The sequence below is a fragment of the Asanoa ishikariensis genome (assembly GCF_900107455.1).
In the GTDB taxonomy this organism is placed as follows: Bacteria; Actinomycetota; Actinomycetes; order Mycobacteriales; family Micromonosporaceae; genus Asanoa; species Asanoa ishikariensis.
The window spans coordinates 330,943-351,687 of the sequence record NZ_FNQB01000004.1 but is presented as its reverse complement, the minus strand read 5'-3'; the positions used below and the strand labels follow the sequence as shown (position 1 = coordinate 351,687).

Genomic DNA, 20,745 nt, shown 5'->3' with positions numbered 1-20,745 from the left:
AGCCACATGGCAACGCTGTTACGCCGGATCACCGGCAATGCTCCCCACCGGTTCGACGCCAACCCGACCCGTCTGGGACATTCCGTCGACCGCCGCGCCACGGCGGTTGTCATCGGTGGTGGAATAGCCGGCGTCACCGCGGCACTGACGCTGGCCGAACGCGGCATGGCCGTGACCTTGCTCGAACGCGGTCACCGACTGGGTGGTCGCCTCACCACGTGGCCGAAAAACCTTCGCGACGGCTCGACGCAGGTGGTCGAGCACGGCTTTCACGGATTCTTTCGCCAGTACTACAACTGGCGGAACGTGCTGCGGCGCATTGACCCGGAACTGGCCTTCCTGCGCCCGCTGGGCCGCTACCCCGTCGTTTCACGGCAGTGGCCCGAGGAGGATTTCACCGGCCTGTTCGGTATGCCGCCCGTCAACCTGCTGTCCCTCCTCGTCCGGTCGCCGAGCCTGCGGTTGCGCGAGCTGCGTCGGATGGACAGCAAGGCCGCCCTCCCCCTGCTCGCGTTCGCCCGCGACGAGACGTACCGCCGCTTCGACACGATGTCGGCGGCAACCTTCCTCGACACTCTCGGCCTGCCCGAACGGGCGCGCGCGATGCTGTTCGACGTCTTCGCCCATTCCTTCTTCAACCATCAGGCCGAGATGTCGGCAGCAGAGATGATCATGCAGTTCCACTTCTACTTCCTTCGCAACCCCGAAGGACTGGACATGGACGCGCCCGACAGCGACTACGAAGCAGCCATCTGGTCACCGCTGACGGCTCGGCTGGCAGCCCTCGGCGCCGACGTGCGCACCGCTTCGCCGGTCGATCACCTCGAGCCGGGCTGGAAGGTCTGCCTCGTGGGCGGCGCACGGATCGCGGCCGAGCACGTCGTGCTCGCAGTCGATCCCGCCGCGGCGCGGGACATCGTCGCCGCATCACCCGACGTCGTGCGAACGAGCCCTTCGTTCGCCGCGCGCATCGCCGCGCTGCGCACCGCCGCACCGTACGCGGTCGACCGGATCTGGTTCAACGGTGACGTGGCGGCCGACCGTGCCCCGTTCACGAGCATCTCCGGAGAGGCCACGCTCGACTCGATCACGCTCTACCACCGGGCCGAGCAGGAATCAGGTCGATGGGCGACCCGCACAGGCGGAAGCGTCCTGGAGCTTCACGCGTACGCGGCACCCGCCGGCGTCGACGCCTCGGCCCTGGCCGATCGCATGCGCACGGAGCTCAAGACGATCTGGCCGGAGGTGAGCGACCTGGCGATCGTCGACAGCGACTACCGAGTCGGGCACGACGCTCCCGCCTTCGACCTCGGAAGTGACGTCACCCGCCCGTCCGTCCGGACGGACCTCGCCGGCCTCTACCTCGCCGGCGACTGGGTTCGCATGCCCTTTCCCTGCGCGCTGATGGAACGCGCCGCCTCGTCGGCCCTGCTCGCCGCGAACGCGATCCTGCACAGGCATGCGGCACGCCCAGCACCCGTGTTGTCGATCCCCCCGAACGGGCTGCTCGCCAAGAGGGGAGCGCGCGACCACTAGAGTCCGTCGCAGCCCGGTCTGCCGTTCCGGGCACCTGGGGGCTGTGATGGATAGAGATCGGGCGCTCGCCGCTGCCCTTGTGGGCATCCTGCTCGTCCCGGCCACCGCGGGATGCTCTCGGTTGTTCGGATGCGCGCCAAGTCCGCCCGAAGACATCACAGTCTCAGACCTGGCAGGTGCTTACGCCGGCGACGACGGCGCGAGCATCGAACTCCGCGAGGACGGCCAGTTCAGCGCCAACGACGTGCCGGGGCTCAAGGGCGGACCCAACGAAGGCACCTGGAGCCTCGACCTCGCGTCGAAGACCAGCGAGGACATGCGGCTCGGGGAGGTCCAGATGTGGATCTCCGGCGACCGCGACGAGCCCTGGCTTTATCGGTTCGACGGCGACCCGGACAACTGCGACCTGGTCGAGTTCCACCGGGACCGCTGACGGCTCAGCGGTCGGTCGAATGCCGGCATCCATCTATGATGATGCCCGCCACGTCCACATTCCCCGGAGTCACGGATGACCGCGAGCCTCCTCACGACGATGGTCGAGCGCCTCGACGCCGCTCCTCGGGCGCCCCTGTACACCTTCCTCGACCGCCACGGCCAGGAGGCGGACTCGGCCGGCTACGAGGACGTCGTGCGGCGCGCGGCCGGGACCGCCGACTTCCTCCAGGCGGCCGGGGTCGAGCCCGGCGATCGCGTCCTGCTGATCTTCCCGCCGGACGATGGTCTCGACTTCGTCGCCGGCTTCTTCGGGTGCATGCTGCTCGGCGCTATCGCGGTCCCGGTGGCGAGCCCCGATCCGCGACATCTCGACCGGGAGATGCCGAAGCTCCGGCACGTCGCGGAGGACAGCGGGGCGCGCTTCGCGCTCACGCATGGGAAGTATCGGGCGCTCACGGCCGTCACGGCGGTGGCGAACCGCCTGCGCGGTGGCGAGAGCTGGCCCAAGCTCTCCTGGCTCCTGTCGAACCGCGTCAAGCGGGCCGAGCCGAAGGAGGCCGCGACCCGACTCGCCCAAGCGGCCAGCAGGTTCGGCCCGGACGACATCGTGTATCTCCAGTACACCTCCGGCTCGACGTCGGCGCCCAAGGGCGTCGTCCTGCGCCACCGGAACCTCGTGCACAACCTCGAGCTGATCGCGCGCAACACCCGGGTCGACAGCGATTCCGTGCTCGTCGGTTGGGTGCCCCTGTTCCACGACATGGGGCTCGCCGGCGGGATCCTCAACGCCATGTACACCGGCGCGCGCTGCGTCGCCTTCTCCCCCATCACCTTCCTCGTCGCACCGCGCCTCTGGGTCGAGGCGATCGACCGCTATCGCGGCACGCACATCGCCGGACCGAACTTCGGTTACGAGTACGTGTTGCGCGGGCTACGCGACGGCGACGCGTTCGACCTCTCGTCATTGCGCGCCACGCTCCAAGGCGGCGAGCCGATGCTCGCGTCCACGATGGACCGGTTCGAGGCCGCGCTGAGCCCGATGCGCTTCGACCCGGCGTCGTTCTGCAACGTCTACGGCATGGCGGAAGCCGTGCTCTTCGTCAGCGGCCAGACCGGCAGCAGGCCGACGCTCCTCCGCGGGGACCGGGCGATGCTGGACCGGGACGGCGTCATCGTCCCGCCCGCACCTGACGCGCCCGTCGTGACCCTCGTCGGCAGCGGCGTCCCCGACGCGGAGCTAGGCGTGACGGTGATCGCCGTCGACCCCGTCACCCGCCGGCCGCAGCCACCCCACGTCGTCGGCGAGCTGTGGGTGTCCAGCGCCAGCGTGTCGACCGGCTACTGGGGACGGACCGACGAGGAGAACGCCGCCGTCTTCGCCGCGCGCCTGGCGACCCCGGACGACGAACGGCGGTTCCTGCGCACCGGTGACCTCGGGGTCATCGGCGACGACGGCGAGGTGTTCATCTGCGGCCGCCTCAAGGACCTCATCATCGTCGGCGGACGCAACATCCACCCGCAGGACCTGGAAGCGGCCGTGGTCGCGGCGGACCCGATCCTGCGGCCCGGCAACGCGGTCGCCTTCGGCGTGCAGGTCGACGGTGTCGAGCGGGTCGTGGTGGCGGCCGAGCTACGCAAGAAGGCCCTCGCCAGCAGGGAGCCCGTTCCGCTCGACCGCGCGGCGGCCGCGATCCGGGCCGCGGTGGCCGCCCATTGCGGCGTGCAGTGTCACGAGGTCCTGCTGCTGAAGCCCGACAGCCTCCCGAAGACGACGAGCGGCAAGCTCCAGCGCGGCGAGTGCAAGGAACGCTGGACCAGCGGCGCGCTGCGGTCGGCGGCGCTCACGGGAAAGCCTGGACCCAGGCCGAGCCAGGAGATCCAGGGCGACACGGAGTACGTGCTCCGGCTGCTCCAGCAGGACGTCGCGGCCGTGTTACAGCTGACCGACGTACCCGTGGATGTGCCGTTGCGCGATCTCGGCCTCGACTCCCTCGGGATGATGGACCTGGCCGCGCGGGTCGAGGATCGGACCGGCGCGCGCGTGCCCCCGGCAGAGGTCAACGACGGCTCGACCCTGCGGGCCCTGGCGACCCTCGTCATGCGCCAGTTCGAGCAGGCGCCGGCCGCGGAGAGCCAAGCGGGCGCGCCGCAGACGGGCGACGTCCCGTTCAGCGCCGCGCAGACCCACGCCCTGCACCTCGGCCAATGGAACTGGTGGAACCGCGCCATCATGCTCGACGTGCACCGGCGGCTCACGCCGGAGCGGCTCCAGCGGGCCACGACCGCGCTGGTCGCCCGCCACGAGGCGCTGCGCCTGAGGTTCCGCCGGGACGACGGCCGCTTCGCGCAGCACTACGGCGACATCGAGGACAGCTTCGCCGTCGAGTCGGTCACCGCGCCCGACGAGTTCCTGCCGTTGCTCGACGAGCAGCATCGCCGCCTCGACATCGAGAACGGCCCGGTGATGCGGCTCCTGCTGGTGGAGACCGGCGCGGAGCAACAGCTCTTCATCACCGTCAACCACCTCGTCATGGACGCCGCGACGCTGGGCATCCTGGTCGACGAGCTGGACCGCCTCTGCGAGCTGGACGAGCGGGGCGAACGCCTCCGCCTGGCCCGGACGTCAGCCCGCTTCGAGTCGTTCTCCTGCTGGGTGAACGACTTCGCGCACGACGGTGCACGAGCCGACCTGGACTTCTGGCGGGAGCAGCTCGACGCGGCGCCGCCCGCCGCCTACGACTCGCGGGTGCATCCCGCCGTCACGATGAAGGACCTGGCGAGCGCCCACCAATACCTGCTGCCCGACGAGACGCGCGCACTCCGCGACGTGCGCATGGACGGGCGCCGGGCACCGGTCGCCACGACGCTGCTCGCGGCGCTGGTGCGGACCGCCCAGAGCCGGTGGAGCTGCGGCCGACTCGCGGTCAAGCTGTCGAGCTCGGGCCGGCAGTCGGCGGTGCACGGCCTCGATGTCTCCCGGACGGTCGGCGACCTGCACTCCACCTTCCCGCTCGCCTTCGCGGACAGCTCCGCCCAGAGCCCGGCAGAGACACTGGCCGCCGTCGGCGAGCGGCTCACCCACGTACCCTCCGCGGGCATGTCCTTCGACGCTCTCCGGTATCTGAACGAAGAGAAGAGCATCCTCGACGCGCCGGCCCCGACGCTCTGGTTCAACTTCCAGGGCGAGGTGCCGACCCGGAGCCGCAGTGGCCTCTTCGCACTGCGTGACGCTCCGCTCGGCGACATGTGGGACCCGGAATGCGGTGTCAAACAACCGCCGCTGTACGTCGAGTGCTCGGTGATCGAGGGTACGACGCGCATCGACTGGTACTACTCCCCGCGCCACCTGGAGTGGTCGGGCGGGGAGATCGACGAGTGGCAGACCCGGCTCGCCGACGAGCTGCGCGGCATGGTGCGAAGCGGTGGCAGTGCCACACCTCGCTGATCGCGCGTTCGCCGCGACCTTCAAGCACGTCTTCACCTTCTCCCTGTTGTACGAGGACTCGGAGGTCGACAACCGCGTCCTCGAGCTGGACCCGCGTTCCCGTGTGCTGGCGGTCAGCGGGGCCGGCTGCGGTGTGGCGGGTCTGCTGGCCGCCCACCCGGCGCGGATCGACGCCGTCGACACCAACCCGCATCATCTGGCCCTGGCCGCCCTCAAGGTCGCCGCGGCGCGACGGATGACGTCCCACGGCGAGTTCTACCAACTGCTCGGCCGAGGCCGGCACACCGATCCGGCGCGTGCGCTCCAGCCGCTCATGACGGTGTTGCCGGCGTGGATCGGGCGGTACTGGAGGGCGCACCACCGCCGCTTCCGGGACAACCTGTACGCCGAGGGTCTGGTCGGCACCTTCCAGCGGTTGCTGCGGCAGAAGGTGGGCGTGGACGCGGACTTCCTGCGCACCGTGCAGGCGCTCCCGCCCGCCGAGCGGCTCGCGCGCTTCGAACCCATCTTCGCCTCGCTTCGGCGCTGGTGGCCGATGCGCGCGCTGGTCAACACCCCGCTGTTCCTGCTCGGCGTCGGCGTCAACTTCGAGCAGCGGCGCCGCAACCTGCGTGCCAGCCGATCGGAGTCCATGATGAACGTCGTCACCGCGCAGTTCGAGCGGCTGGTGCGGACCGATCTGGAGACGAACTGGTTCGTCTGGTTGTGCCTGACCGGAGAGTTCAACCACGACCATCCCGACGCGGTGCCGCCGTACCTGCGGGAGCAGAGCCACAAGTTGTCGCTCGTGGCGCCGACGCGGGTGGGTTTCCATCGTGCGTCGCTGCAAGAGTTGCTCGCCGACGGGACACCGGGACAGTGGTCCCACTTCTCCCTGTGCGACGTGCTGGACTGGATGCCGGCCCCCGCGCAGCATCGGCTGCTCCACCGGATCGCCCGCGTGGGCGGACCCGGGGCCGTCGTCCTGACGCGCAGCGTCGAAGACGCGTGCGTCGTGGACCGCGTCGGCCTGTCGGACCGCTTCGAACGCGTCGAGCCGACGTCGACCCTCGCCAGCGAGCTGGAGCGGACCCGGCTGTACGGGCGCGTCAACGTCTACCGGGTCGTCAGCGGCGCATGACGTGGGAGGCGGACCACCGCGCGTTCCTCGACCGGTACTACCGGCTCACCCACCACGTCTACGACGCGTCCCGGAAGTACTTCCTGTTCGGCCGCGACCGCGTGCTCGACCGCCTGCTCGCGAGCGATGACTGGACGACGCTCGTGGAGGTCGGCCCGGGCACCGGACGCAACCTCGCCCGGCTGCACCGCCGGCGGCCGGAGGCGGCGCTCGGCGGTCTGGAGGCGAGCGAGGTCATGCGCGCGCACGCCCTTCGCCGCTGTCCCTGGGCGCGGATCGACGCGGGCTTCGCCGAGGACGGGGACATCGGTGCGGTGCTGGGTGCGCCGCCGCAGCGCATCCTCATGTCGTACTGCCTGTCGATGTTCGTCGACAAGGACCGGGCGATCGACAACGCGCTCAGGCACCTCGCGCCCGGCGGCGAGCTGTGGGTGGTCGACTTCTCGGAGCTCGCGGGATGGGCCATGCGCCCGTTCCTGTCGGCGTTCCACGTCGAGGCCGTGCCGAACGACCTGCTGCACCGCCACGGCGCCGACCACGTCGAGCACGGCCCGTTGCGCTATTACGTCGTCGCGCGGTTCACGGCGTGATGCGTCGCCACTGGGTGGTCCGCGACGGAGTGCGGCTGTCCTATCAGGTCGCCGGCGATCCAAGCGACCGCGCGCTCGTGCTGCTGGCCGGTTACGGCCGGTCCGGAAGCAGTTGGATCCCCTGGCTCGATCGGGTGGGACCCCTTCCCTTCCGCGTCGTGCTCGTCGACCACCGCGGCACGGGCGAGTCGGCGCGCTCGCTTCGGCCGTACACCCTGGCCACCCTGGCCGACGACGTGGCCGCCGTCCTGCGCGACAGCGTCGGGGACGCGCCGGCGGTCGTGGTGGGTGAGTCGATGGGCGGGATGGTCGCGCAGCACCTGGCCCTCCGGCACCCGGCGAGCGTCGGCGGACTGGTCCTGTCGGCGAGCTCGGCCCGCGGCGACGCCGTGTCACCGGAGTTCCTGCGCTCGCTGCCCCTCACCGTCGCGGCCGCCGTCTCCAAGAACGTGAGCGTGTGGGCGATGTGCGACCGCCTGCTCGTCCACGACGCACGCAACGCGCGCGAGCTATTGGCCCCACTCCGCCAGATCCAGCGGGCGGAGCCCTACTCGCGCCTCAACTCGCTCTTGCAGGCGGTGGCGATGTCGTCGCATCGCGTCGCGGCTCGGCTGGGAGCTGTTCGCGGGCCGGTCGAGGTGCTGGTCGGCGCCGACGACCGCGTGCTGGCGCCGCGCAACTCACACGTGCTCGCGCGGTGCTTTCCGCACGCGCGATTGACGGTCCTGGCGGACACCGGTCACGCGATCCCCTTCGAACGACCGGCGGAGCTCCTGCACGCCGTCAGGCGGCTCGGCTGAGCGCCGTCCGGAAGAACGCCGCCCGGCACAGCAGTGGCACGAGCAGGACGCTGTGGAGGACGAACTGCCCGACGGCACCACGACCGCGCTGGTAGGAACTCATATAGGTCCGCTCGCGGAACACGATGTGGGACACGTCCTGAGCCACCCAGCCGACAACGACGAGCACCGCCGAGATGAGCCAGCCGAGGGTCGGAATGCTGAGGTAGACGGCGAGCACGAAGCCTGTGTAGAGAATCGACGCGACCGCGGTCTGGTCGGGTGCCGTGTATGCGCAGAAGAACGCGTAGAGGACCGCCGCGAAGGACACCGCCATCGAGGGCGTCGCGCCGAGGGCGAGCGCCCCGGCACCGACGAGGCCGCAGACGCCGAGCAGGCCGATGCCCGTGGAGAACAGGTGGACGACGACGTTCCCTGTCCGCTGGTGGAAGCGGGCGAAGTCGCGGTAGGTCGCCTCGAAACGGTAGGTGTCCCCCACATGCCGGTTGGCCACCTCCTGGCACAGGACGACCACGTAGCACGCGACATGGGCGAGCAGGAGCGGCCACCACGCCGCGCGGAACGGGGCGTGCAGGGCGAGTCCGGCGAACCCGACCAGCTTGCCGACGATCATGGGATGCGGAATGACCCCGTACGGGAAGCCCGCGACCTTGCCCGGCGGCACGACGCCGAACTCCGCGCCGAAGTACGTGCGGTCGGAGCCGAGCCGGAGGAACGCGAGCCCGGTCAGCCCGAAACCGAGGGCCGCCACGGCCAGCGACGGCGCGTCGAACCCCGTCCGCCCGTATTGGTAGAACAGGGTCCCCAGCGCGACAAGCTGGAACAGTGTCGCGTCGCGCGCGAACCTACCGGGCTCGACAGCGCGGAACAGGTGGGCGACGAAGTACAGGAAGTAGTGGACGAAGCTGAAGAGGTAGACCCGCTCGGTCGGATGCCCTGAGGTCACGCCCCAGAACAGCAGCAGGACGAGCAGGTTCAGGATGCCGACGTATTGGAAGAACAGCGGGTAGAGGAACGTGCCGGCGTTGACGATGCCGCCGAGGAACCTGCCGATCGCGGACTGTGGGTTCTTGCTGGCGACGAACAGGTCCCGGGCCCGCCGGTTGTAGGTCTCGTTCCATCCCGCGAACAGCCCACGAATGGGCGCGAGCCAGCGTGGGACGACCGCGTAGTGCACCTTGAGGCAGATGCGGCTGTCGTCCAGGAGGTCGTCCGGCTCGCCGCTCTTGACGATGTGGTGGATGTCCCGGTTGTAGTCGAGCCAGCAGAACTCCCCTGTGCGGAGCGTGTTCTGGGTCTTCTGCGCCGCGAAGACCGTCGTGACGCGGTCGTTGCCCCGCACGACGACGAGGCACCGCAGCAGCGTCACGAACGGCAGGAGGCCGAACGGCCCGTCGATGTGCTGCTGGAGAAAGGCCCGGTCGGAGCCCTTGGCTCCCATGTTCGAGACGTAGACCTCGTTCATGCCGCTGACATTGTGGACAGTGTTCCCCGGGAACGCTTCGAGGATGCTCGCGCGGATCGCGTCCGAGTCCTTCAGGCCGGCGAACGCCGCGCGCGCGTCGGGCGGCAGCTCGGCCTCCCACTCGTGGAAGGTCTCCTGGCGGTCCAGCGCCTGCCCCTCCACGTACGCCAGCATGGTCTCGAGGTGGCCAGCGTGTGCCTCCTCGACGATTCCGACCCCGGGCTTCATGCGACCATCCTCGCGCCGAGTCGGGCGATGCGGTAGATGCGACGGCCGTCGATCCAGAGCCAGGCCGTGGCGAAGACGGTCCGGTCACGGATCTCGAGGATCTCCAGCTCGACGGTGACCAGGCGGTCGGTGGGCACGACCTGGCCGCGATAGGTCCACGTCAACGGCTCGTCGACGGCGACGGGCTCGAAGCGGGCGCCGGGCAGGTCGGCGCCGATGCCGCGCTCGGCCACGTACCACTGGAGTAGCTGGCAGGCCGCCTCGACACCGAGCGAGCCGGGCATCACGGGGTCCTGGAAGAAATGGGCCTTGAAGAACCACTCGTCGGGGTCGACGTCCTTCTCGGCCCGCACCCGTCCGAGGCCGGCGGCCCCGCCCTCGGGCCAGTAGCCGGTGATCCGGTCGAGCATCATCAGCATGCTCCCGGCCTGACCGGAGAGCGCGGGGGCGTTCTCGCACGGTTCGGTCAGGCGCTCGAGCTCGGCGCGGGACGGTGGCAGGCCGGGCTGCTCGGCGAACGCCGTGGTGAGGAAGTAGCCGAACACGGCGGTGCCGCGCAGCAGCGGCTCTCCGTCGGCGTGACACTCGATCCGGAAGCTCTCGATGATCATCCCGGCGGCCCGGGACACGTCGGTGAGCTCGGCCCGCGTGCGGATGCGGCGGGTGCCCGGCCGCACCTCGCGTAGCACCCGCAGGTCGCCGTCGAGGTTGCGGAAGAGCAGTTCGGCGTCGATCTGCGTGGGGCTGCCGACGTAGCAGCCCAGCCAGCCACAGGGTTGGAGGGCGACCTCCATCAGGACGGCGGCCGGCATCGTGGGTGCGGCGTTCTCGGCGAAATACCAGACCTCGTCGGGCACATCGTACTCCGCCGTGACCGCACTGCCGACCGCCATCCCCTGGTACGGGCCGTCGACCGCGGCGATCCTGCTCATGAAGTGGTACGGGGGTCCGGGCAGGCGTGGTCCGCGCCGCGCGCCGAGGAACGCCTCGGCCATCGGTCCGAGCCCGTCGGTGGGCTTGCCCCAGGCGCAGGCGAGCAGCGAGGCGTAGCCCAGCGACAGGCCCGCGACCTCGGCGACGGGTCCGGCGTCGCGGTGCCCGGCCAGGCCGCCGAGCCGGTGCAGCGGTACCGGTTCCGCGGTACGCGCGACGGTCGGCGGTCCGAGCTGTCGCCAGTGCTCAAGGGGCCAGTCGGGCACCAGCCGCACGGCGCAGTCGTTGACGTGCAGGGCCTTGACGCCGTCGACGGTGACGAGCACGTCCGCGACGACGGTCGGGTAGGGGCCGGCCGACACCTCCGAGACGAAGACCTCGTAGGTGAGCTGCTTGCTGTCCGGGGTGACCTGGCCTCGGCAGCGCATCCGGGCGGTGCGGCCGGGCACCGGCTCGAACCGCCAGCCGTCGCGCGCGATCGTGTGGCCGCAGGCGGCGAGGTAGAAGGAAACGGCCTGCAGACAGCCGTCGGACATCAGGGTGCCGGGCATGCACGGGTCGTTGTGGAAGTGGCCGTCGAAGAACCAGTCGTCCGGGCTGACGGCCGTCTCGGCCCGCAGGTAGCCACGGCCCCACGGCCCACCGGTCGGGTCGAAGACGGGAACCTCGTCGAGCAGGCGGAGCCGCCCGTCACCGATCCGCGGCGTGCGCACATGGGCGAGGGTCGGCTCCCAACCGGGGCCGAAGCAAGCGGCGGGACGGCCCTGGGCGAAGGCGCTGACCGCGTTCTTGTCGAACCCGGTGCGCGTGCATGGGATCGCGGGCGGGTCTTGGGGTTTGTTGGAGGGAGGATTGGACGGTTCCCAGATGACCCCGCCGGTGTTGGCGAGCTCGTCGTCGTCGAAGAAGCCTGCCTGTCCATCTCGGACGGTGAGCAGGAGGGTGTCGCCGACGTGGCAGTCGTACTCGAAGAAGAACAGCCGGACCGGTCCGTGCACGACGTGCCCGACGACGCGGATCTCGAAGGTGAGGGTCGCTCCGGGTCCGGGTGGCGAGGCGTGGAACGTCACGTCGCTGCCCAGCAGGCGATAGACCCGCTCGCCCCGGTTGTGCAGGTCGGCACCGAGCCAACTGATCAGCAGCAGGTCGGCCTGGCCCGCTTCGACGACCAGGCCGGGGGGCATGCGACCGGCGGCGTCGAGGTACCACGCGTCGGTGTCCACATCGGTCTCTGTCCAGATGGTGCCCTTGCCAAGCGAGCCCGGTGCGGCGTCGATCCCGACCACCCGGTCGGCGAGCAGCAGCGGCGGCCCGGGCATGCGGGTCTGCCGCACGTCGAGGTCCTGTCCGGCGAACATCGGGCCGAGCAGGTCGGAGATCCGGCCCTTCGCGAGGTGTTCGAGCTGGGCGCGGTCGAACCGCGGGCCGGGGCGCTCGCGCGTGGCGGCGGGGGCGAGCGCGCGGAGGGCCGCGGCCCGTCCGGCCAGGAACCGGTTGTGCGCGGTGGCCTGGAGGTCCAGGAACTGGTGGTGTGCCTCGGTGATCGATGCGCGCCAGGCCTCGGCCGGGGAGGTGGCTCGCGGCGCAGGGTGGCTGGTCGGCATCGGAGCCAGCTCCGGGGCGGGCTCCATCACGGTGTATTCGACGGGTGCCGCGAGACGTTTCGGCACGCTGATCGTCTGGCCTCGCGCCTTTACGGGACGGGCGTTCTCGAGGTAGGTCGCGAGGGCGTCGTGGCGCACCGGGACGCCGGCGGCGGCCAGCTCCACGACCGCTGCCGACAACGACCACAGGCCGCGGTCCTTCCCGGTGTCCAGGGCTACCGCCACGTGCTCGCGTTCGCCCAGGATGCGCCGGATCCACCCGGTGCACAGCGCGCTGGGACCGTGCTCGACGAACACGCGTACGCCGTCGTCCCAGGCCTTCTGGATGACCTTGGGGAAGTCGACCGTGGAGAGCATCTGCTCGGTGATGGCGTCGGCGGCGGTCTGCTCTGTCGGGTGGTACCACTGTCCGGTCGCGCCCCGGTAGAACCGGATGCCCGGCACGCTCGTCGTCGGGCGGCGGTGCAGCGCGTGCCACCGGTCACGCACCTCGACCAGTTCCGGGGCGTGCGCCGCCAGGTCGTACTGGATGCGGATAAGGGAGGCCGGGTCGAAGCGTGCGACGAAAGCCGCGCACGCCTCTTCCTCGCCGGCGACCACGCAGGTGCCGGGGGCGCAGACCGCCGTCAGATGCACGGCGGCCTCGTCCGCGAGCATGGCCCGGACCTGCTCCGCGTCGGCCGACACGAGGTAGCCGGCCCACCGCTGCCCGGTGATGCCGTGCCGGGCCCAGAAGCGGCGCACGGCGCGCAGGTCGCCGCCCAGGTCGTGGGTGAAAAGGCCGCTGGCGCGGGCGTCGACGGACATGGCCGGCACGTCGTTCCACACGCCCAGCGACACGAGGGCCGCCGACTCGCCGGACGAGTAGCCGATCGCGGCCTGCGGTTCGATCCCCAGCACCTCGCGGGTGATCCTGGTGTGCAGGCGCGCGACGAAGCCCACGGCGAGGATCTGGTCCAGGGAGTCGTCGGGTACGTCCCGCCCCTCGTAGAGCCACGAGACCAGCGCGTGCTCGTCCATCCCGGCGGCCAGCGGCGCGAACGCCAGCGCGACGTCGGAGCCCATGCCCGCGTAGAAGGCCGAGCCCTTGGTGTAGACGAACGCTGTCTCGCCGCCGATGGGCCGCTCGCGGAAGGCGACACCGGGTGGCCGCAGCGCGGTGCCGTCGAGCCACGCGCGGGCCGCCAGCAATTGCTCGGCCAGGTGCGCGGAGTCGCGTGCGGCGACGGCGAGGCGGGCCGGGCCGGTGTCACTCTCGGTGCGGGAGGCCAGCACCTCCGCACGGTTCGCGCCCGAGTAGACGTGCAGCCGGGGTACCGGCTCGGTGGCCCAGACAGCGGCGTCCGCGGCCCGGAGGCGGACGCGAGTCGGTGCCGCGCCCAGCACGGACGTGACGACCTCGGCCGTGGTCTCGCCCAGACGCGGTTGCGCGCGTTGCCCGGCGACGGGCCAGGCGCGGTGATGCAGTGCGATCGCGGCAGCGGCCACGTCGAGCAGGCCACGGGCGGCGTGCGGCGCGCCGAACAGACCTGAGGGGAACGAATCAGCCGGCCGGTCGGTGCGATCGAGCACCGCGATGACCCGGTCACCGTCGCGCCGCGCGTCGTCGAGCCGTTTGAGGACGACGACGACGGCCGCGTCGGCCGGTTCGGCGAGCGGGTCCAGTTCCGCGATCGCGGCGCGGTGCACCGGCTCGTCGGAGAGGTCGACCGCGCCGACGAGAGCCGCGTCCACCTCGCCGGCCCGCAGCGCGCGGGCGGCCAGTTCAAGGCCGACGATGCCGGAGGCTTCCTCGGCGAAGACCGCGAAGCCCGGTCCGGACAGGCCGAGCTGCCCGCCGATGCGGTTGGCGGCGATGTTGGCCATGGCGCCCAGGACACGGGCGGCGGTCAGCGGTGGGCCGAAACCGCGCACCCTGGCGGTCTCCGGGTCGCAGCCCATCCCGACCAGGACGGCCGTGCGCTCGGGCGGGAGGTCGATCCCCTGGACGGCCTCGCGGGCGACTTCCAGCACGAGCACCTGCTGGCCCAGCGTCTCGCGCAGGTCGCGCGGTGGGTAGCGCAAGCCGTCGAGCCCGACCTCAATGTCGTTCTTGGTTGGCCGCCGGGTCCAGCCACGCAGGACAGCGTCTTCGAGCGCGTCGTCGCCGACGCGGCCGCTGATGGCGACGATCGCGACCCCGGATGGCGCTTTCGGTGCGCTGAAGGTCTTCGGTGCGCCGTCGTACGCCTCGACGATCAGGTGGGCGTTGTTGCCGCCGAAGCCGAACGCGCTGATTGCCGCGCGTCGGCGTGAGCCTGACCATGGTTCGTTCGCGGTCAACAATCGCAGCGGGCCGTCGCGGAGGTCGTCGATCGGGTCGTCGGCGCCGGCCGTGGCGGGGAACGTCCCGTCGTCCATGGCCGCCAGGAGTTTGAGCAGACCGGCCGCGCCCGAGGCGGTCAGCAGATGGCCCACATTGGACTTAGCGGAGCCGATGGGCAGTGGATCGGGTCGCTCGCCGAAGAAGCGGGCCGTCGAGCGGGCCTCGACGGCGTCGCCCAGCGGTGTACCCGTCGCGTGGCACTCCAGCAGCTCCAGGGTCTCCGGACCGAAACCCGCCTGCGCGTACGCCGCGTGCATGGCCCGGAGTTGGCCCTCTTCCGCCGGCGCGAGGAAGCCGCCCGTCCGGCCGTCGTTCGAGAGTCCGATGCCGCGGATGACGCCGAGCACCGGGACGCGCTGGTCGACCGCGTCGCGCAAGCGCATCAGCGCCACAAGGGCTGTTCCCTCGGCGGGGACGAGCCCGTCGGCGCCGCGATGGAAGGGCCGGCTGCGGCCGGACGGGCTCAGCGCGCCCAGGGCCGCGAACCCCGAGTTGATGATCTGCCCGTCGCAGCCGCTGACCGCTCCGGCGAGCATGAGGTCGGCCGTGTCGTCGTGCAGCCGGTCGCAGGCGATCTTGATGGCGTAGAGCGCGGAGGCGCACGCCGCGTCGAGGGCGAGCGACCCACCTTTCAGGTTCAGCTCGTTGGCGGCCTGATGGGCCCATAGACCCGACGAGAACCGGTCGCGTGGGTCTGCGGGGTCGTCGGCCCGCCAGACGCTTTCCGCGTAGGCCACCAGGCTCCGGCTCGGATATCCGAGGTTGCCGAGGACGAGGCCACTGCGCTCCGGCCGCGCGCGGTCGCCTGCCTCGCGCAGCGCGGCCCGGCCCGCGTGGAGCACCCATCGCAGGGCGGGGTCGTACGCGGAGTCACCGGGATCGAAGCCTCGGACGAGGCCGGCGTGGCGCACGGTGTCGATGCTGACCCGCGCTGACGCGATGTTGTCCCAGAACTGTTCTGGGGTGTGCGCTCCGGGCAGCACGCAGCCGCGTCCGACGATCGCGATCGGTGCGAAGGTGCTCACGCCGGTGCCAGGTCGGGGCGGCGGACGAGACGCACGCCCAGCAACTCGGTGCGGACCTCGCCGTCCTCGTCGAGCAGGGCGATGTCGCAGCGGGTCTGGTCCGTGGTGCGGGAGCCGGCACGCACGACGCAGCGCAGCGGTCCGGGGGCGGGTCCCGGGCGGTGGACGTGCAGCGCGTCGACGCCCATCGGCAATGTGGCGTGGCCGGTGGTGTGCGCGGCCCACAGGACCGCCGCCTGCAGCGCGCCGTCGATCGCGGCCGGGTCGGTCTGCCAGGTGCCGGGCCAGCCCATCACCCGCACGCCGACGACGTCTGCCTCGGCTCCGTGCGGTGACAGGCTCACCCTGCGCAGGACCTGGAAGTCGGGGCCGTGGAACAGCGCGGGTGAGGCGTACGCCGTGGTGATCGGGTCGCCCAAGGCTTCGGGTGTGGTCCAGCGCCGGGCCGCCGCGTTTTGGGCCCTGCGTGCCGCGAAGTGCACGCGGCCGGTGGCCGAGGTCAGCCGGAGGTCATCGCCTCCGTCGATGTCGAACCGGCCGCTGAGGTCGGGGAGGTCGACCCGGTGCAGTACGCGGACGTCGGCCAGGGAGCGTTCGTGCGCCGAGAACCACTCGATGACCATCGCCAGCGGGAGCACCGGCACCCCGGCCGGAGCGTGGTCAGCCAGGAAGCCGTGCGTTGCCTTGTCGACCGTCTGGGTGCGGCCGTCCGCGGCGGCCAGGAGGACCGTCGTGGCACCGTCGGCGGTGCTCAGCTCGGTGACGAACGCTTGCGCACCCTGGTCACGCGGGATCAGCGGTATGCCGAGGCTCTTGAAGTGTGCCGCGTGCGCGGCGGTGACCATGCCCGCGTCCCACGGACCCCAGCCGATTGCGCGCACCCGGCAGGACGGTCGCCGCCGTTGCTCGGCGCTCGCCATGTGGTTGAGGACCTCGTTGGCCATCGCGTAGTCGCACTGCCCGGCGTTGCCGTAGCGGGCCGCGACGGAGGAGAACAGGAACAGCACGTCGAGCGGATCGTTCGCGGTCGCGTCCAGCAGGGCTTCCAGGCCCGCGACCTTCGTCGCGTAGACGCGGTCGAAGTCGTCGTCGGTCTTGTCCGCGATGCGTCTGTCCGCGAGGACGCCGGCGCCGTGGATGAGGCCGGTGACCGGTCCCCACTCCTGACGTGCGCGGTCGAGCTCGCTGGTCAACGCGGGGCGGTCGGTGATGTCGAGGGCGGCGTAGCGCACCGTGGATCCGGCCCGTTCGAGGTCGGCCAGCGTCGCCCGCACCTCACGGCGCGCCAGGATCATGCGTGCCTGGGCGGCGAGCTGTGCCGGTTTGGCGGGCTGACGTTCGGCCAGCAGGCGGGTCACCGATGACTCGTCGCGGGCGCCCGCCAGGAACTCGGGCTCGGCGGCGAGGGTGGTGCGTCCGAGCAGCAGCATGCGTGGCTGGCGCTGTGCCGCCAGCGCGCGCAGCCCGGCGGCGGTGACGCCACGGGCACCGCCGGAGACGACCAGGACCGACTCGCGGGTGATGTTCAGGTCATCCCCGGGTCGTGGTGCCACGTCGCTCTCGGCGAGGGTCCAGCGGGTGCCGTCGGCGCGCAGGCCCACATCGAGGGTGGGGCCGCCGGTCAGCAACTCGTCGACGAGCGCTTTGGCGATGGCGTCGGCGTGCCGGTCGCCGCGTTGGCAGTCGATGGCCTTGACCGCCGCCGCTGGCCACTCCTTCGCGGCGGTCCTCGCCAGCGCCGCGAGGCCGCCCGACCGGCACTGGCGCGGGTCAGGATCCGCCAGGCCGAAGCTGCCGCCGGTGTCCTGCACGGTCACGAAGACGCCGCCGCGCTCTCCCATGGTGGCGGCCACCGTGCGCGCGGCGCGGAAGGCGGCGTGGTTGTCTCTGCCGAGCAGGATCACGCCCCACACGTCGGGCGGCGGCGCCTCCTCGACCGTGGCGGTGATCGCGTGCGCTTCGAGGTGGGCGACGACGGCAGCGGCGAGTTCGCTGCCGTCGTCGATGACGGCGATCGGGCCCTGGCGCAGGCCCGCCAATTCCCGTCCGGAAGCCGGTGCGGAGACCGGCTGGACCTGTAATCGGCGTACCACCACCGTCGGGGTCGTGGGATGGCCGCTCGCCAGGCGGATGACCTCGTCGAGGGTGCGGGCCTGGAACAGGTCGGCCATCTGCGGCGAGTCGGTGGGTGGCAGGCCGTGGGTGCGCTCGCGTACCGCCGCGAAGATCTCGACCTTCTTGATCGAGTCGATGCCCAGGTCGGCGGCCAGGTCCATGCCACCGTCGAGCATGTCCACCGGGTAGCCGGTCTTGTCGGCGACGACGGATAGCAGCAGCGCGAGGCTCACGGGTTCGGTGGTCGCGGCCGGGACCGGCGGCTCAGGCTCGGGGATGTGCTGCCGCACGATCGGCGGTTCGGGTGCCGGTGGCATGAGGACAGGCGCCGGGGCGACGCGCTGAGGTGGTGCTTGTTGGCCGGTGAAGGTCGCGAAGGTGTTCTCGGCCATCTGGAGGAAGGCCTGGTGCGATTCCGCGAGTACGCGCTGGAAGTGCATGTGCGCCTCGGCGGTCTGGCGCTGCACCTCCTGCACCGCGGCCAACCACTGGGCGTTCGGTTCGGGCTCGGTCATCGGGGCGGGGGCCTCCACGCGTTTGGGCGCCGGCGACCGGCGAACAGGGGTGGGCGGAACATAGCCGGATCCGTTGACCCGCACTGTCATCCGGGGCCGGTCCTGGGGTGGCTCATCGCTGCGGTCCGGGATCAGGTGCATCGGCACGCCGCGCACCGCGAGCCGGCCGAGGGCCTCGTGCCACGCGGAGACCCCGTCGCGGCCACGCCGGTCGAGGCTGACGGCCAGGTGCTCGCGGTCGCCGAGGATCTGTCCGATCAGGCCGGTGAGCGCGGATCCGGCGCCGACCTCGATGAAGGTGCGCACGCCGTCGGCGTACATCGCCTCGATCTGGTCGAGGAACCTGACCGGCGCGGCGACCTGTCTCGCGAGCGTGCCGCGAATGTCATCGCCGTAGAGCGCCGCGTCGGTGTTCCCGTAGACGTCGATGCGCGGCGCGGTCACGTCGAGCTTCTCAAGGAACTCCCGCAGCGGCGCCTCGGCCGAGCCGGCCATGGGGCTGTGGAAGGCCGCCGACACGTTGAGGCGGATCGCCGCGATTCCGCGCGCGGCCAGCCCCTCTCGCAGTGCCTCGATCGCGCGCACGCTCCCCGATACGACGGTCTGCCGCGGTGCGTTGAGGTTCGCGATCCAGGCGTCAGCCTCCCCGATCGCCGATGCGACCGCGTCCGCGTCAGCGCTCACGGCCAGCATCGCGCCGGGTTCGGTGTCGATCCGGGCCAGCAGCTCACCCCGGTGCTGGGCCAGACGCAGCAGGCTGTCGGCGTCCATGACGCCGGCCGCGTGCAGTGCGACGAGCTCGCCGAGACTGTGGCCGGCCACGCAGTCCGGCTTGACGCCGATCGACGTCAGCAGCGCGAGCAGGGAGAGGCTGTGCGCGGCGAGGGCCGGTTGGGCCCATCGGGTGTCGGTGAGTCGCCGTTGCTGGGCGGCACGCTGCTCGTCGGTGAAGGCGGGTGGAGGGAAGACGACGTCGTGCAGGCGGAGCCCGGCCGCGAGGTCCCACACTTCCTGCGCCTCCGGGAAGGCCATCGCGATGTCGTCGCCCATGCCGACGTACTGCGATCCCTGCCCTGGGAAGACGAATGCGATCCGGCCCGGGTCGGCGGCCTTGCCCTTGTCGCGCGCCACCGTCGCCAGCCGATTTGGCTGGCCGGGGTCGAAGCCCGCGCGCGTGTCCAGGTGTGCGTGTTCTTCAAGGGTGACGTGGTAGTTGGCGCCACCGAAGCCGAAGCTCGAGACGGACGCCCGGCGCGGGTGGTCCGGGTTCTGAGTCCAGGGGCGCGCGGTGGTGTTCAGGTAGAAGGGGCTGTCCTCGATGCCCAGTCCTGGGCTGGGTGCGCGCACCTTGATGGTCGGCGGGAGGACGCGTTGGTGCAGTGCGAGCACGGCTTTGATCAGCCCGGCTGCTCCCGCCGCCGCCTTCGTGTGCCCGATCTGGGACTTGACGCTCCCGAGCGCGCACCATCCGGTGTCGGGCCGTCCGGTCGCGCCGAAGACGTGCCGGAGCGACTCGAACTCGGCGGCGTCGCCGGCGCGGGTCGCGGTGCCGTGTGCCTCCACCAACTCCACGGTGTCGGGGCCGTAACCGGCGGCGTCGTACGCGCGTCGCAGCGCCCGCACCTGTCCCTCGGGCATCGGCGCGTAGATGGCGCCACCCCGGCCGTCCGACGAGGTGCCGAGCCCACGGATCACGGCGTAGACCCGGTCACCGTCGCGCTCGGCGGTGTCCAACCGCTTGAGTGCCAACATCGCCAGGCCCTCGCCCAGCAACGTGCCGTCGGCGTCGTCGGAGAACGGGCGGGCGTCGCCGGTCGGAGACAGGGCCGGCGTCTTGCTGAAGCACACGTACATCAGCGGGTTGTTCGTCGCGTCCACCCCGCCGGTGACGACCAGGTCCGCGGTGCCCAGCGCGAGCTCGTTCACCGCGGCCGAGACCGCCGCGAGTGAGCTCGCGCAGGCGGCGTCGACGGTGCAGCTCGTGCCGTGCAGGTCGAGGCGGTTCGCGATCCGGCCGGCCACCACATTGGAGAGCAGGCCGGGGAACGAGTCCTCCTGCCAGGGCACGTACTGTTCGGCGATCCGGTCGCAGACCTGCTGGGCCAGGGATTCCTCGATACCCTGCTCCCGCAGGGCTTTGAGCCACACCGGGCGCTGGATGCGGGCGTCCATCGTGCCGACGCGGCTGAGTGTGGAGCTGCCGAGGATGACGCTGACGCGCTCGCGGTCGAGCGGGCCGGCCAGGTTGCGGTCCAGATCGGCCAGCAGTGCGTCCGCGACGGTCAGACCCAAAAGCTGCGCGGGGTCGATCGCCTCGAGTGTGGACGGCGGCAGCCCGTGGGCGAGCGGATCGAACTCGATCTCGGGCAGGAACGCACCCCGGCGGCTGTACGTCGTGTCGGGCGTCGAAGGGTCAGGGTCGTAGAACTCGTCGGAGGGCCAGCGGTCTTTCGGCACGTCGGTGATCAGGTCCTGGCCGGTGACGATGTTGCGCCAGTACTCGGCCGTGTCCCGCGCGCCGGGCATCAGAGCCGCGATCCCGACAACGGCGATCGGCACCATTGGTCCT

The 20,745-nt window shown here is 71.3% G+C and carries 9 protein-coding genes; 6 read left to right on the top strand and 3 right to left on the bottom strand.

All coding sequences use genetic code 11. From position 1 onward, the window contains the following. Positions 1–6 precede the first annotated feature (6 nt). The 6 genes from BLV39_RS34225 (at position 7) to BLV39_RS34205 (ending at position 7,926) form a co-directional block, all read left to right on the top strand. A complete protein-coding gene (locus BLV39_RS34225; RefSeq protein ID WP_090801428.1) occupies positions 7–1,536 on the top strand; it encodes an FAD-dependent oxidoreductase in 1,530 nt (509 codons plus the stop codon). Positions 1,537–1,582: 46 nt separating this feature from the next. After that, on the top strand, positions 1,583–1,969 hold the full coding sequence (locus BLV39_RS34220) for a hypothetical protein (protein ID WP_143050011.1): 387 nt from the start codon (positions 1,583–1,585) through the stop codon (positions 1,967–1,969). Positions 1,970–2,044: 75 nt separating this feature from the next. Further along, positions 2,045–5,416, top strand: coding sequence for an AMP-binding protein (locus tag BLV39_RS34215; RefSeq protein WP_090801423.1), 3,372 nt, complete (start codon positions 2,045–2,047; stop codon positions 5,414–5,416). Beyond that, positions 5,394–6,536, top strand: a complete 1,143-nt coding sequence (locus BLV39_RS34210; RefSeq protein WP_090801421.1) for a DUF3419 family protein — start codon at positions 5,394–5,396, stop codon at positions 6,534–6,536. The genes BLV39_RS34215 and BLV39_RS34210 overlap by 23 nt, the downstream gene beginning before the upstream one ends. Continuing rightward, the gene (locus BLV39_RS42635) at positions 6,533–7,126 is read left to right on the top strand and encodes a class I SAM-dependent methyltransferase (RefSeq protein ID WP_143050010.1); all 594 of its coding nucleotides are present in this window, start codon (positions 6,533–6,535) and stop codon (positions 7,124–7,126) included. The genes BLV39_RS34210 and BLV39_RS42635 overlap by 4 nt, the downstream gene beginning before the upstream one ends. Then, entirely contained in the window at positions 7,126–7,926 is an 801-nt protein-coding gene (locus tag BLV39_RS34205) for an alpha/beta fold hydrolase (RefSeq protein ID WP_239083556.1), read from the top strand. Before BLV39_RS42635 ends, BLV39_RS34205 begins: the two co-directional genes overlap by 1 nt. Here BLV39_RS34205 and BLV39_RS34200 read toward each other — a convergent pair. The 3 genes from BLV39_RS34200 to BLV39_RS34190 are packed head-to-tail and all read right to left on the bottom strand — an operon-like array spanning position 7,910 to position 20,738. Next, positions 7,910–9,619 carry a methyltransferase gene (locus BLV39_RS34200; RefSeq protein ID WP_090801417.1) on the bottom strand — a complete coding sequence of 570 codons (1,710 nt, stop codon included), beginning with the start codon at positions 9,617–9,619 and terminating at the stop codon, positions 7,910–7,912. The genes BLV39_RS34205 and BLV39_RS34200 overlap by 17 nt on opposite strands. Then, on the bottom strand, positions 9,616–15,546 hold the full coding sequence (locus BLV39_RS34195) for a beta-ketoacyl synthase N-terminal-like domain-containing protein (protein ID WP_090801415.1): 5,931 nt from the start codon (positions 15,544–15,546) through the stop codon (positions 9,616–9,618). Before BLV39_RS34195 ends, BLV39_RS34200 begins: the two co-directional genes overlap by 4 nt. Continuing rightward, positions 15,543–20,738: a type I polyketide synthase gene (locus BLV39_RS34190; RefSeq protein WP_090801413.1), complete on the bottom strand. Its 5,196-nt coding sequence runs from the start codon at positions 20,736–20,738 to the stop codon at positions 15,543–15,545. The genes BLV39_RS34195 and BLV39_RS34190 overlap by 4 nt, the downstream gene beginning before the upstream one ends. Positions 20,739–20,745 lie beyond the last annotated feature (7 nt).